Raw genomic sequence first — 14,666 nt, forward strand, 5'->3', positions numbered from 1 at the left:
TTTTTGAGTAACAGCTTGCCGGATATTCAAAGGCAGCTACTTTTGGCTGCAATCATTTTTTAGTCTAAACTACAGTATTAGACATCTGAAAAAAACCTACTCCAATCAATCTCAATACGGTTCAGTTAAGGCTATTTATTCCTCGGAGATCCCCCTAAATCCCCCTTAAGAAGGGGGACTTTAAGTAAGTTATTGTCCCCCCCTTTTTAAGGGGGGCTAGGGGGGATCGAGCTTAACTGAACCGTATTGCAATCAATCTTTAACAGGCCGCATTGTCGGGAACATCACCGCATCGCGGATGCTTTGAGTATTAGTTAAAAGCATCACCAATCTGTCAACGCCGATGCCCATCCCCGCACAGTTAGGCATTCCCAAAGATAGTGCTTGAATAAAGTCTTCATCCATTGGATGCGCTTCGTCATCGCCCGCATTTTTCTGCGCTAACTGTTCCTCAAACCGCTTTCTTTGCTCTTTCGGATCGTTCAATTCTGAGAATCCGTTTGAGTATTCTGTACCGTTGATAAACAGCTCGAAACGTTCTACAAATCCCGGCTTGCTGCGATGTCCTTTTGCTAATGGACTGACTTCGACAGGATAGTCGATGATGAATGTAGGTTGAATTAGTTTGGGAACAACTAATTTGTCAAAAACTGCATACAGCACGTAGCCTAAACTCTGTTGTTCTAACTTAGACAGGTGCAATTCTAACTTGCTTGCAGAGGCGATCGCACTTTCTAAGTCCAAACTGTCAAAATCCAGCCCAAACTCGTCTCTGACAGCTTCTACCATCGTTTTCACTTGCCAGTGTTTGCCGTTGAAACCGGGATATTTTTCGCTGTAGTCGAACTTGCGTTCTAAACTAATCGTTTCCCCCTGATTTTCAATTTCTTTGACATCTCCAAATACCGCCGCCGCTGCGAAACACATCACGTCTTCGACAACTCCTAAAATGTCGAAAACATCAGCATAAGCTTGGTAAACTTCTAAAGAGGTAAACTCAGGATTGTGGGTGCTGTCAATTCCCTCATTTCTAAATGCTTTCCCTAGTTCAAATACTCGCTCGAAACCGCCGCAAATTGCTCTTTTTAAGAACAGTTCTGGAGCCACTCGCAAATACAAATCTACCTCTAAAGCATTGTGGTGAGTGATGAAGGGCTTAGCAGCAGCACCGCCGTAAATAGCTTGCAGTGTTGGCGTTTCTATTTCGTAAAAATTGGCTTGCCAGAGATAGGAACGGATGCTTTGAACGATGCGGCTGCGAAGCATAAAACGGTTGAGCGCATCTTGGTTGCTTGCCAAATCCATTTCGCGGTGACGGCGGCAAACTTCGGGGTCGTTTATTCCGTAATAAGCATCGGGAAATTGAATTGTAGCTTTTGATAAAAGCTTTAATTCCCTCACTAAAATAGAAAGTTCTCCCCTGGGGGTGCGGCAGCCGATACCTTCGACGCCGACAAAATCGCCGATATCGAGCAATTTTTTAATTTGTTCAAAGCTCAAACCGACTTCGCCGGTGACGATTGCTTTCTCGATTTTGAGTTGAATCTTGTCTGTGGCGTCTTTTAAATCGATGAAACCAATTTTGCCGCTGTCTCGCTTGGAAGTGATGCGGCCGGCTAATCGCAGGGGAATTTCTTCGGGGTCACTTTCTCCGTTTGCGAGTTCTTTTCCCGGCTGACTAAATATTTCGCGAACTTGTTGGGCTGTGTGCGATCGCGCGTAGGATTCACTGGGATACGGTTCTATGCCTTGCGATCGCAGTTCGTCTACTTTTTGACTGCGGACTTCGGCTTCACTCAGAGTCATTAGTTATTGCCTGATTAAAATTACAAATATCTGACATCTTGCACTATTCTGGCGATCGTGCGATCGGGCGTTGCTCAAAGCAACGCCCACAAGAAAATTCACTCTTTGTGGAACAGGCATCTTGCCTGTTCGTGACAAAGCTGCAAAATGTCAGAAACACCAAACTCTATCATAACTGGTCAACATAGACCAATTTGTCAGATAATCCAGATACACTGGCGATCGACAGATGCGGAAGGTCAGTAAGGTTTTAATCCTGACGGAAGTCTTCTATCCTCTCCATCCCTCCTACTCCATCTCCCCAACAGTCAACAGTCAACAGTCAGCAGACAACAATTGTTATCGACTGCACAAAGCGGTCGAAACATTAAAAAATTAAGTTGTCTGTCGATCGCAACAGGTGAGATGATATGTAGTGCAGCCTCACGGCAGTTCCATCGAAACTGAACAGTAGAGACGATAGTCGTCGATCGAACTCGGCTCATCGCACCTCTGTCAGAATCGACCACACACACTCTCTCTTAGTACATATAAAAACCAGAATTATGGCTGTTGCAACCCAATCACTCGAAGAACTCTGCATCAACTCTATCCGCTTTTTGGCCATCGATGCGGTAGAAAAAGCAAAATCAGGCCATCCAGGACTGCCGATGGGCGCTGCCCCTATGGCCTTCGTGCTGTGGGATCGGTTCATGCGGTTCAACCCCAAAAACCCCAAGTGGTTTAATCGCGATCGCTTCGTCCTCTCCGCCGGACACGGCTGTATGCTACAGTACGCCCTCATGTATTTGACTGGCTACGATAGCGTCACCCTCGACGACATCAAGCAATTTCGTCAGTGGGAATCCAAAACCCCCGGACACCCTGAAAACTTCGTCACCGAAGGCGTAGAAGTTACCACCGGCCCCCTCGGACAAGGAATTGCTAATGCCGTCGGTTTGGCAATGGCAGAAGCTCACCTCGCTGCTAAGTTTAACAAGCCCGACCACAAAATTGTTGACCACTACACCTATGTCATCATGGGTGACGGCTGCCACATGGAAGGCGTTTCTGGCGAAGCTTGTTCTTTGGCCGGACACCTGGGACTCGGCAAATTAATTGCCTTGTACGATGACAATCACATTTCTATTGAAGGCGACACAAGCTTGGCCTTTACTGAAGATGTCGGCAAGCGTTTTGAAGCTTACAATTGGCACGTTATTACAGTAGACAATACCGCTCTAGACGAAGATACTAACCTAGAAGCAGTTCACAAAGCTATTGAAGAAGCCAAAAAAGTCACGGACAAACCGTCCATGATTAAAGTCCGTACCATTATTGGTTACGGTTCTCCAAACAAGCGCAATTCCTACAGTGCTCACGGCGCTGCTTTGGGTAGCGATGAAGTGCAAGCAACTCGTGATTTCTTGAAGTGGGAACACGCACCGTTTGAGATTCCTGATGATGCTTTGTCACACTTCCGCAAAGCAGTCGAACGAGGCGCTCAATCTGAGCAAGAATGGCAGAAAGCTTTTGATGCTTATAAAGCAGCATATCCTGCAGAAGCTGCAGAATATGAGCGCACAGTTGCCGGCAAACTTCCTGAAGGTTGGGATAAAGTTTTGCCTACATACAAGGCAGAAGATAAGGCCGATTCGACTCGGAATCATTCTGGAAAATGTTTGAATGCTTTGGCAAGTGTGTTACCTGAACTGATCGGCGGTTCCGCTGACTTAGCATCTTCTAACATGACTTTGCTCAAGGGTGAAAAAGACTTCCAACAAGGTCAGTACGAAGGACGTAACCTGCGGTTTGGTGTGCGGGAACACGGCATGGGTGCGATCGCCAACGGTATGCTTCTGCACGGCGGTTTGATTCCTTACTGCGCTACTTTCTTGGTATTTGCTGACTATATGCGGGGAGCAATTCGCCTCTCTGCACTCTCGGAAGCTGGCGTGATTTATGTAATGACTCACGACTCCGTAGCCTTGGGCGAAGACGGCCCGACTCACCAACCGGTAGAAACCATCGCTTCTCTGCGGGTAATTCCCGATTTGTTGGTAATGCGCCCTGCGGATGGCAACGAAACATCCGGCGCTTACAAAGTGGCAGTTGAAAGCCGCACCCGCCCCACTTTAATGGCTTTGTCGCGCCAAAACTTGCCTAACTTGGCTGGAAGCTCCATCGAAGGAACCGCCAAAGGCGCTTACATTTTGTCCGACGACGGCGGCACTCCCGACATCATTTTAATCGGCACCGGTGGCGAAACATACCTCTGCGTTGATGCCGCTGAAAAATTGCGCGCCGCAGGCAATAAAGTGCGGGTAGTTTCGATGCCTTGCTGGGAATTGTTCGACTTACAAGATGCCGCTTACCGCGAATCTGTACTGCCGAAAGCTGTTACTAAACGGTTGGCCGTTGAAGCAGGTTCTAGCTTCGGCTGGGGACGTTATTTGGGTTCTGAAGGCGATAGCCTCAGTATTGACAGATTCGGCGCTTCTGCACCGGGCCCCGTGGCTTTAGAAAAGTTTGGCTACACTGTTGATAATGTGGTAGCTAAGGCTCAGGCGCTGTTGGGTTAATAGCAGCAGCATAATTTTTGATGGGGCGGGCTTCTGGCTCGCCCCATTTTTTATAGCAGAAGGAAGAAGGAAGAAGGAAGAAGGAAGAAGGAAGAAGGAAGAAGGAAGAAGGAAGGAAAAGCTAAAATCTAAAATCTAAAATCGGAATATTGGGTTTCACTTCGTTCTACGTGAGATATTGCACCATTCTCAATTAGCCTTTTATGAACAGGCTTTCCGACCTGTTCCACAAGAAAATTTATCTTTTGTGGAACAGGCCTGAAAGCCTGTTGCTGACAATGGTGCAAGATTTGAGTTCTACCCAACCTAGAGTTCGCTATAGCTCGAATCATTGAGAATTGCTATATTAAGACTTACGGAAGAAAAACCAGTTTCTACAACAATATTCGGTTTGGCAATGAGGAATTTATGATGAAAGCGGGTTTTTAGCCCCCCGTGCCTCCAGAACAGTATATTTCAGAGAGTTAAGATAAGTTATAAGTTATGGCGTTAAATTACTCCTTCCCCATTTCCCATTCCGTTTATGATTTGGAACTTTTTAAATAAGCTGTTATTCACCGGGCATTATCTTCCTCAGGGCTACTGTTACCTTTGGCAGCGAGAGCTAGTAGCACTCCACATAGTGTCAGACTCTATCATTGCCCTGGCTTACTATTCAATACCCCTCTCGCTAATTTATTTTATCTGTCAGCGAAAAGACTTGCCCTTTCGCAATATCTTTTGGCTATTTGCAGCCTTTATTATCTCCTGCGGAACTACTCATATAATGGAAGTTTGGACGCTTTGGCATCCTGTTTATTGGGTTTCTGGCAGTCTGAAAATTATGACCGCTGCGATTTCTGCTTACACCGCTTTTGCATTAATTCCTTTACTTCCTCAAGCATTAACTCTCCTCAGCCCAACTCAATTAGGGATGATAGATCTAATACTGCAAAAAGAAATCCTTGAACGCCGAGAAACCGAAGCTCGCTATCAAACTTTAACTGAAGCTTCACCGGTGGGAATATTTTATGCAGATGCTGTAGGACACTGCTTGTATGTCAACGAGCGCTGGTGTCAAATTTCGGGAATTACCTGCCATGAAGCTATGGGCAAAGGGTGGTTGCAAGGCATTCATCCAGACGACCGCGAGCGTGTTTTTAGTGAATGGTATAGCGCCGTGCAGCAGAAATTACCGTTTAAATCTGAGTACCGCTTTCAAGGCATTAATCCCACTCAAATCAGTTGGGTATTCGGTCAATCTGTCGGTCAAATCGGAAAAAATGGGGAGGTTGAAAGTTATGTGTGTACTATTACTGATATTACAGAACGCAAGCAGGTAGAAAATGAGAATCGGCGGCTCAATGAAACTCTGGAGCATCGAGTTGCTGAGCGCACTGCTCAAATAGAAATTTCTAACCACAAATTGCAAAAAGAAATAGCCTACCGCGAAAAAATTGCGATCACTTTATTGGAATTGACGCAATTGCAAAATGCCATTCTTAATAGCGCTAACTACACAATTATTTCTACACAACCCGACGGTACAATTAAAACATTTAATCGTGCGGCAGAGAAACTTTTAGGTTATTCGCGAGAAGAAGTGGTGGGGCAAGTCACCCTAGCAATAATTCACGATCCTCTGGAGATAGCTAAAAGAGCTGAAGTTCTTTCTCATGAATTGGGAGTGAAAATAGAGGCTGGAATTGAAGTATTTTTTGCCTTGCCGTGCCGGGAAATCGCTGACGAAAATGAATGGACTTACATTCGCAAAGATGGTTCGCGGTTTCCGGTACTGCTGTCGGTGACTGCCTTATTTGATTGTAACGGAAATATTAACGGTTTTCTGGGTATCGGCCAGGATATTAGCGATCGCAAACAAGCTGAAAAAGAGCTGCGGGACCTCACCAATGCCTTGCAAAATGCGGTGGAAGGCATTTCGCGGCTGGATATTGAGGGGCGCTACGTGAATGTTAACCGAGCTTACGCTCATAAATGCGGTTACGAACCGCAACAAATGCTTGGCATGGAATGGCAGAGCACCGTACATCCGGGCGATATTGAGATGATGATCTCAGCTTATCAGGAAATGGTCATTTCTGGCAAAGTAGAAGTAGAAGCTAGAGGAGTTCGCAAAAATGGCTCGTTTTTTTACAAGCAAGTAACAATGGTAAAAGCTTGTGACGAACACGGAATATTTAACGGCAACCACTGTTTTATGAAAGATATCACCGAGCGCAAACTAACTGAAACAGCTTTGCAGGAAAGTGAATTCAAGTACAGACAAATAGTTGAATTAGCAGAAGAAGGTATTTGGGTAATTGATAGTAATGGTCTCACCACTTACGTGAACCACGCAATGGCGCGAATGCTGGGCTATAATGAATTAGAAATGTTCGGGCGATCGCTTTTTGATTTCATGGACGAACGGGAAAAACAACAAGCTCTTGATAATGTCGAGCGGCGCAAGCAAGGTATTCCTGAACAACACGAATTTAAATTTAAAAGCAAGGATGGCAAAGAGATTTGGACGGATATGTCTACCAGTCCAGTCATGGACTCCCAGGGTAATCTGCTGTCTTGTTGCGCCTTGGTTTACAACATTACAAGTCGCAAAGAAGCAGAGCAGCAAATGCTGCAACTTACAGAAGATTTGAAGCGTTCCAACGAGGAATTAGAACAATTTGCTTATGTGGCTTCCCACGATTTGCAAGAACCGCTTCGAGCCGTTACCAGTTACACTCAATTGCTCGCTCAGCGCTATCAAGGAAATTTGGACGATCGCGCAGATAAGTATATTAATTATATTGTTGATGGCGCCACCAGAATGCAACAGTTAATTAACGATTTGTTGGCGTATTCGCGCCTGGGAACGAGGGGTCACGAGTTTGAGCCGGCGGACTGCAACGCTGCTGTACAACAAAGTTTGTGCAATTTGCAAATTGCGATCGCCGAAACAAAAGCTGTAATCACCTGCGACGCGATGCCAACCGTGATGGCGGATGAATTTCAACTGGTGCAATTATTCCAAAATTTGCTCGCCAACAGCATCAAATTTTGTCGCCAAGATATCCCGTTGATTCATATCGCTGCCCGCAGGCAAGAGAGCGAATGGGTGTTCAGTGTCCGCGATAACGGCATTGGCATCGATCCGCAGTATGCCGATCGCATTTTTATCATTTTTTCGCGCCTGCACTCCCGCCGCCAATATTCCGGTACTGGTATAGGTTTAGCGATGTGCAAGCGCATTGTGGAACGCCACGGCGGGCGCATTTGGGTGGAATCTCAAGAGGAAAAAGGAGCGACTTTTTACTTCACTATAGCAATCCGATCTGAATCTCACAACACAACGCCCTCTTATCTTCCTAGACTTCTTGTATAGAAAGACTTTCAGATTTTACCGAGCTATAAAATCCCTTATGATTGGTATATTCCTATAATTAGTATCTGAAGCCTCAAAGTTCAATTTTGTTTTTATACTTTAAAGGATACGCCGATTATGAGCGATCGAAGCACTGTTAGACCTATAGAGATTCTGCTGATTGAGGATTCTCCCAGCGATGCCGATTTGGCAATAGAAGTCCTCAATCAGGGTAAAATATTGAATAACTTGCATTTTGTGGAGGATGGAGTCGAAGCAATCAAGTTTTTGCGCCGAAAAGAACCCTATTTGAGGGTACCTCGTCCCGATTTGATTTTGCTCGATTTGCATCTGCCGAAAAAAAGCGGTATTGAAGTGCTAGAAGAAATTAAAAATGACCCAAAGTTAAAATTAATTCCTGTAGTGATTCTCAGCACTTCAGCAGCTCCCGAAGATATTTTTAAGTCATACTCGCTTCACGCCAACTGTTACATAACAAAACCAGTAGACTTCGTAGAATTTACTAAGGTAGTCAGGTTAATTGAGGAATTCTGGCTGGCAGTCGTCAAACTTCCTCTAAATTAAACGAACAGATGCTTTGCTTATGAGTGCTCTAAATTTTTTTAACCTATGGAAATTCTGCTGTGGATGATTTGCTCAGGGATGCGAACTGGGATTTAGAAAAGCTGGCGACAAGTCAATTTTAAACAATTTGTACAAAAGTAGAAGAGAGGGTATCAGCAAATTGATTCGAGAAAAAAGGCTTGTTTCTGTTTTTTTTGTTTCGATTTAACTGTGCTTAATTTGGTCTAAAACAAGGGTTGAAAAATTTTGATATAAATTAAATCCGCACTCTAGTTAAAAATGATTCGGGTGGTAATTATGAGAACCTCAGCAGCCAATGAAGAGATGATCAAGTTTTATGCCCTGTCAGCCGGGTGCTACATCACTAGGCTTATCGATTTTAGTCAAGTCGCTAAGCTGGTGAAATGGATTGAGGATTGGTGGCTGGTGGTGGTAACAGTTCCCAAATAATAATTTTCAAGTTGAAAATGGCAAGGGAAAGCAAAAAAGTTTAACCTAAGATTGGTAGAGTAAAATTTTTACAGTCAAAAACGTCTAAGCTATGTGGATTAAAATTCTGTTAGTAGAAGACAATCCGGCTGATGCTGATTTGCTTGCAGAACTGTTAGAAGTATCTGTGGGAGTCCAGTGGGAACTGGTGTCTGTTGAGTTCTTGCATGAGGCGATCGCACAATTGTGTAAACAACCCTTTGATGTAGTTTTGCTCGACCTTTCTTTGCCCGACAGCCGCGGTTTGGAAACCCTAACTCGCCTGCGAGAAGTTGCCCCGGATACGGCAATGGTGGTAATGACGGGCTTGGATGATGAGGGGATCGCACTTGAATCAGTTCGCTTGGGAGCTCAAGATTACATTGTTAAAGGTCAAATTACTACTCAATTATTAGTGCGGACGATCCGCTACGCGATCGAACGATCTCAAACATTTCAAATGCTGCGGGAAAGCGAGCGCCGCTTTCGGGCGATTTTTGACTCATCGTTTCAGCTAACCAAGCTGCTGACTCCCCAAGGAATTGTGCTGGAAGTCAACGAGACAGCCCTCGATTTTGCCGGATTGCGATCGGAGGATATTGTGGGCCGCCCGATTTGGGAAATGGCGATTTGGGCCCAGTCGCTACAGGTTTCCGAACAATTACAATCCGCGATCGGCAAAGCAAGTCGTGGCGAGTTTTTCCGCAGCGAAATCGATTTGTTAGGCAAAAGCGGCCAAATTGTGACAGTTGATTTCTCACTGAAACCTGTTAAAAATGAAACAGGACAAGTTTTGCTGCTGATTGCCGAAGCCCGTGACATTAGCGATCGTAAACGAGCAGAAGCGGAAATTCTCAAAGCCCTCGCACGAGAAAAGGAACTTTCAGAACTCCGAGCTAAATTTGTCACAATGGTTTCCCACGAGTTCCGCACACCTTTGACAACCATCCAATTTTCGGCTGGATTGCTGCAAGATTATAGTTCTCAGTGGCCCCAAGATAAAAAATCTACTCATTTTATGCGGATTCAATTAGCCATTAAACGCATGACAGAGTTATTAGAAGATATCCTGGTAATTGGCAAAATCGAAGCAAATACCTTGCAGTTTCAACCGATTTCCTTAAACCTCGAAAAATTTTGCCGTCACCTGGTAGAAGAGCAGCAGGTCAACGACAGCAACCAACACCCGATCGCCTTTCAATATGAAGGCGGTAACTGCGACGCTCAAATGGATGAAAAACTGCTGCGGCAAATCTTAGGAAACGTCCTCTCAAATGCCATCAAATATTCCCCCGCCGGCACTACAGTTTCCTTGCGGCTCAACTGTCAAAACAAAGACGCTGTTTTCCAAGTTCAAGACCGGGGCATCGGCATTCCCCAAGCCGATCGAGAGCGGATATTAGAAACTTTTTACCGAGCTACAAATGTCGGCACTATTTCGGGAACCGGTCTTGGTTTAGCAATTGTGAAAAGGGCTGTGGAACTTCACGGCGGCCAACTCGCCATCGACAGTCAAGAAGGAAAAGGCACAACTTTCACTATTACCTTGCCTTTAATCTCCCCTCCCAGTCAATAACAACTGAATTATCAACTATACTTATCCGCTACTTAACAATTAATTAAGCGCCTAACAAACAAACTTATCAAGTGTCTGCGCCCAGAATTTTCTAACAAACTACTAACTAAAAGGAGCTATCACCGTGGCTAAGATTTTGGTAATAGAAGACGAAGAAGCGATTAGAGAGAATATTTTAGAGTTGCTGGAAGCCGAGAATTTTGAAGGAATAGGAGCGATTAATGGCCAAGTCGGCATCAAATTGGCGATCGAACAAATCCCTGATTTAATTTTGTGCGACATGATGATGCCGGAAGTAGACGGTCACGGCGTCCTCAAAGCTTTGCGATCGGAACCCGTGACTGCCACAATTCCGTTTATTTTCCTCACTGCTAAAGCCGATAAAGTTGACGTTCGCACGGGCATGGAACTGGGAGCGGACGATTACATTACTAAGCCGTGTACGCCCCAAGAACTGCTAAAAGCCATTGCTATTAGACTTGAAAAACAAAAAACAATTAGTCGGCACTCTCAAAAGACGCTAGACGAATTACGCACTAATATTAGTATGTCGCTGCCTCACGAATTGCGGACTCCTTTGAATGCAATTATGGGTTTTTCTGAACTGATTTTGTCAGAATATCAGGTCTTAGAGGAATCAGATATCTTAGAGATGATCGGTCAAATTCAAACTTCCGGTCATCGCTTGTATCGACTGATTCAGAACTTTTTGCTCTATGCAGAACTGGAGATAGCAGCCACAAATCCCGAACTGCTAAAGGAGATGCGTAACAGCGAATTTAGCTGTGTAAAATCTTTGCTGAGCCAAAAAGCGCGGCAGCAAGCAAAACACGCGAATAGAACCGACGATTTACAATTAAACTTGCAAGATTCTTCGGTAGCTATTGATTCTGTCAGACTCGCAAAAATTGTTGAAGAACTATTGGACAATGCCTTCAAATTTTCTTTAGAAGGAACGCCAGTTTTATTAAGCACTTTCGTCGAAAATCAGACTTTTATTCTGTCTATCAAAGACCAAGGTCGCGGCATGACTACCGATCAGATTGCACAGCTAGAAGCTTACAGGCAGTTCGATCGCAAACTTTACCAACAAGCAGGTTTGGGATTGGGCTTAGCTATCGTTCAACGCCTTGTAGAATTGCACGGAGGAGAATTTAAAATAGAAAGTTTCCCGCAGAAAGAAACCATAGTTTGCGTTTCCCTGCCTGTCTAAACAATGATTATACCAGTTTCAAAAAAGAATACCACTGTAAGCAAACTCCCAACCCTTATGGCATAAGTCATTCCCACTTGTCAAATCTAAACTCTATAATGGTATTATGCAGGAGCGATCACTCCTTTTAGACACCGCTGCATATAAATTTGAGCTACCTTATCATTAGGGTTGATTTCCAAGCAAGCCGAAAACAATCTTATAGCTTCGCCACACTTGTCACTATTGTAGAGTACCAAAGCTTGCTCAAACATTGTCTTTGTCTCTAACTTTTTCTGTCGTAACTCTGGCGGATCGGCCGCAAATACTTCATAAACTGTTACCATTCGCGATTTGCCTTTAACTGCTACGCGATCGATCAACCTCAAATCATAAATATCATTTAACTGTATAAAAGTATTGTGAGTAATTAACATCGACACTCCATACTCTTTTGTCAAATTTTCCACACGCGATGCTAAGTTTACCGCATCGCTAATCACCGTGCTGTCCATCCGACTTTGACCACCCACCGTGCCTAACATCAAAGAACCCGTATTGATGCCAATCCCAATTTGCAGCGGCGGGCAATCGACCTGATTACGACTAATATTATACTCGTTAAGCTCTTCTAGCATTGCAATTCCAGCTTTCACAGCATCGTCCGCACTGCCATCAAACAGCGCCATAATCGCATCGCCAATGTATTTATCAATAAAACCCAAATTGTCAGTAATTGCCGGTTCCATCCGCGACAAATAACCATTAAGAAATTGAAAATTCTCTTCGGGATTCATCCTTTCCGAAAGAGAAGTGAAATCACGGATATCTGAAAACAGCACCGACATTTCTTTCTGTACCTGATCGCCTAATTTAACTTCCAGAATACTTTCATATCCCAGAAAGTGGAGAAATTCGTGCGGCACAAATCGCCCGTAAGCATCTGTTAATTTTTCTTCCGCTGCTAAAGCTTTTTGTAACTCGTCTGTGAATTGGCGGCGCTCGGTTTCTACCTCTTGACGTTCTGTGATGTCTTGAAAAGCGGCGATCGCGTAAACTATGTTTTTCCGTTCGTCGTAGATGGGAGTCGCCCAAACCTCGATCGGCACAATCCGATCAGACCCATGAACTTCTAGATCGTCCATACGCACAAATTCTCCCCGCAACGCCCGCACAATCGGTTGGCTATCCCTCGGATACAATTGATTAGTTCCAGCGTCGTAAAAATGATAAGCTTCAGGAAATTGGTCAGTACCCCCATCAAAAATTAAACCTTGGGCTAGTATCCTTTCGCCCCAAGAATTCATGTAAAAAGGTTTACCCTTACCATCGACAACAAATATTCCCACTGGCATCGCTTCTAGGAATTGAGTCAATCGGCTTTCGTTTTCTGACAGTGCCTCATTTAACTTTTCTTCGGCTGCTAAAGCTTTTTCTAAATCATTAGTAAACCTGATTCGTTCCACTTCTACCTGTCTTTGCAAACTAATATCCTTAGCAAAACCCTGATAGTAAAGCACTTCACCGTTAGCATCATAAACTGTGCGCGCATACTCAGAAATCCAGATAAAACTGCCATCTCGACAGTAAACCTGAGACTCAAACTCACACAGAGTACCGTGCTGTTTCATCAGCGCCAGAAACTCTTGACGGCGGTTCGGTTCCACGTACAATTGCTGCTGAATATTATTAATACTTTCTATCAATTCTGACGCGGAATCGTAGCCGTAAATTTCCGCCAGAGCAGGATTGGCACTGATAAAATGTCCGTCCGGCGTCGTCTGAAAAATACCTTCTAGAGCATTTTCAAATATCCCGCGATACTTCTCTTCAGCTTGAATTAGCGCCGCTTCAGCTTCCTTGCGTTCAGTTATGTCACTAAAAGCAATAATTGCATAGGAAATGTCGCCTGTAGAATCATAAATTGGAGTGGCCCAACTTTCTACAGGAATAATCTTATTAGCTGTACGAATTTCTACACCCTCAGTCCGCACATTTTCACCCCGAAGCGCTCGCATAATTGGCAATTCTTCCACGGGGCATCTCTGATTAGTCCCGGCTTTATAGAATTGATAAATTGCTGGTTTTTGCTCGGAATTAATATGCGGCACAGTGCCTTTGCCAAATACATCCCGCGCTTTCTGGTTGGCGTAGAAAGATTGCCCGTTTGCATCAATTACACACACGCCCAATGGCATAGCTTCTAGATATTGCGTCAAGCGACTTTCGTTTTCATGGAGTTTGGCAATCAGCATAGCCTGCTTGCGGTTTAATTTGACCAACTCCTGATTCATTTCCTGAAGTTCTATTTGTTTTTTCGCTAACTCTTTATCTTGAAAATATCTATAAATTGCCTCAGTGACCGTTAATTTTAAGTCATCACATTGCCAAGGTTTAGGTATATATCGGTACAATTTAGCATAGTTAATAGCATTGGCTACCGCCTCCAAATCGGCCTGCCCCGTCAGCATAATCTTGAGAGTGTTCGGCGAGATAGCATGAACGTTCCTTAATAGCTCATCTCCTTTCATATTAGGCATGATATGATCGGAAATAACCACAGGAACTTCATACTGTTCTGCTAAAAGTTCTGACAGCAACTCTAAAGCTTCTTCGCCACTTTGGGCCGTTTCAATTAAATATTTATCTTCACAGGCTTTTAGCAGGTCTATTTCTAGACTATCGAGTATAGTCTGCTCATCATCGACACAAATAATGACTGGTTTTTTCATAAACTTGCTAGACCAGACTTAATCGCTTCAATTAGTTCTTGATTTTGCCAAGGTTTTTCTATGAAAGCATGAAGATTTGCTTTAATTTTTGTTCGTTCTATGGCTTCTTTGTCTGCTTGTCCCGTCAGCATCACGGTCACAATTTGCGGATATTTTTGATGAATTTTAATCAACAATTCATCTCCTTTCATTCCGGGCATCAACCAATCCGAGACAATCACTAGAATCTTAACCTCAGCTTCACATAGCTCTTCAATAATCTCTAGGGCTTCGGCAGCACTTTCAGCAAATTCCCAAAGATATTTACCGTTAAAAGCCTGTTGCAGTTCAATTTCCAGACTTTCCAACACCCCTACTTCATCGTCCACACACAAAATTGCTGATTTAGACATCGCTAGTTTCCTTC

At 44.1% G+C, this 14,666-nt stretch carries 9 protein-coding genes; 6 read left to right on the forward strand and 3 right to left on the reverse strand.

Annotated features, from left to right (window positions below; genetic code table 11):
• Positions 1-252: 252 nt before the first annotated feature.
• Positions 253-1,806, reverse strand: a complete 1,554-nt coding sequence (gene lysS, locus QT996_RS16895) for a lysine--tRNA ligase (RefSeq protein ID WP_333047860.1) — start codon at positions 1,804-1,806, stop codon at positions 253-255.
• A 545-nt stretch (positions 1,807-2,351) separates the two neighbouring features.
• On the opposite strand from lysS, the gene tkt reads away from it, so the two are divergent.
• From tkt to QT996_RS16925, 6 genes are all read left to right on the forward strand, one after another.
• A complete protein-coding gene (gene tkt / locus QT996_RS16900) occupies positions 2,352-4,367 on the forward strand; it encodes a transketolase (protein WP_333047861.1) in 2,016 nt (671 codons plus the stop codon).
• Positions 4,368-4,890: 523 nt separating this feature from the next.
• On the forward strand, positions 4,891-7,728 hold the full coding sequence (locus tag QT996_RS16905) for a PAS domain-containing sensor histidine kinase (protein WP_445304574.1): 2,838 nt from the start codon (positions 4,891-4,893) through the stop codon (positions 7,726-7,728).
• Between the two features lie 117 nt (positions 7,729-7,845).
• Positions 7,846-8,292 (forward strand): response regulator, encoded by a 447-nt coding sequence (locus QT996_RS16910; RefSeq protein ID WP_333047863.1) that lies wholly within the window; start codon positions 7,846-7,848, stop codon positions 8,290-8,292.
• Between the two features lie 297 nt (positions 8,293-8,589).
• Positions 8,590-8,742: a hypothetical protein gene (locus tag QT996_RS16915; RefSeq protein WP_333047864.1), complete on the forward strand. Its 153-nt coding sequence runs from the start codon at positions 8,590-8,592 to the stop codon at positions 8,740-8,742.
• 91 nt (positions 8,743-8,833) lie between these two features.
• On the forward strand, positions 8,834-10,336 hold the full coding sequence (locus tag QT996_RS16920; RefSeq protein ID WP_333047865.1) for an ATP-binding protein: 1,503 nt from the start codon (positions 8,834-8,836) through the stop codon (positions 10,334-10,336).
• 124 nt (positions 10,337-10,460) lie between these two features.
• Positions 10,461-11,549, forward strand: coding sequence for a response regulator (locus QT996_RS16925; RefSeq protein WP_333047866.1), 1,089 nt, complete (start codon positions 10,461-10,463; stop codon positions 11,547-11,549).
• A 104-nt stretch (positions 11,550-11,653) separates the two neighbouring features.
• Here QT996_RS16925 and QT996_RS16930 read toward each other — a convergent pair whose 3' ends face one another.
• Positions 11,654-14,260 (reverse strand): PAS domain S-box protein, encoded by a 2,607-nt coding sequence (locus QT996_RS16930; RefSeq protein WP_333047867.1) that lies wholly within the window; start codon positions 14,258-14,260, stop codon positions 11,654-11,656.
• Positions 14,257-14,652 (reverse strand): response regulator, encoded by a 396-nt coding sequence (locus tag QT996_RS16935; protein ID WP_333047868.1) that lies wholly within the window; start codon positions 14,650-14,652, stop codon positions 14,257-14,259. The genes QT996_RS16930 and QT996_RS16935 overlap by 4 nt, the downstream gene beginning before the upstream one ends.
• Positions 14,653-14,666: the final 14 nt, after the last annotated feature.

This window comes from Microcoleus sp. S13C4, assembly GCF_036700865.1.
Lineage (GTDB): Bacteria > Cyanobacteriota > Cyanobacteriia > Cyanobacteriales > Microcoleaceae > Microcoleus.

Coding starts and splice junctions, on each gene's coding strand:
- QT996_RS16915 (WP_333047864.1), top strand. CDS start 8,590: ATGAGAACCTCAGCAGCCAATGAAGAGATGATCAAGTTTTATGCCCTG.
- QT996_RS16910 (WP_333047863.1), top strand. CDS start 7,846: ATGAGCGATCGAAGCACTGTTAGACCTATAGAGATTCTGCTGATTGAG.
- QT996_RS16930 (WP_333047867.1), bottom strand. CDS start 14,260: ATGAAAAAACCAGTCATTATTTGTGTCGATGATGAGCAGACTATACTC.
- lysS (WP_333047860.1), bottom strand. CDS start 1,806: ATGACTCTGAGTGAAGCCGAAGTCCGCAGTCAAAAAGTAGACGAACTG.
- QT996_RS16920 (WP_333047865.1), top strand. CDS start 8,834: ATGTGGATTAAAATTCTGTTAGTAGAAGACAATCCGGCTGATGCTGAT.
- tkt (WP_333047861.1), top strand. CDS start 2,352: ATGGCTGTTGCAACCCAATCACTCGAAGAACTCTGCATCAACTCTATC.
- QT996_RS16935 (WP_333047868.1), bottom strand. CDS start 14,652: ATGTCTAAATCAGCAATTTTGTGTGTGGACGATGAAGTAGGGGTGTTG.
- QT996_RS16905 (WP_445304574.1), top strand. CDS start 4,891: ATGATTTGGAACTTTTTAAATAAGCTGTTATTCACCGGGCATTATCTT.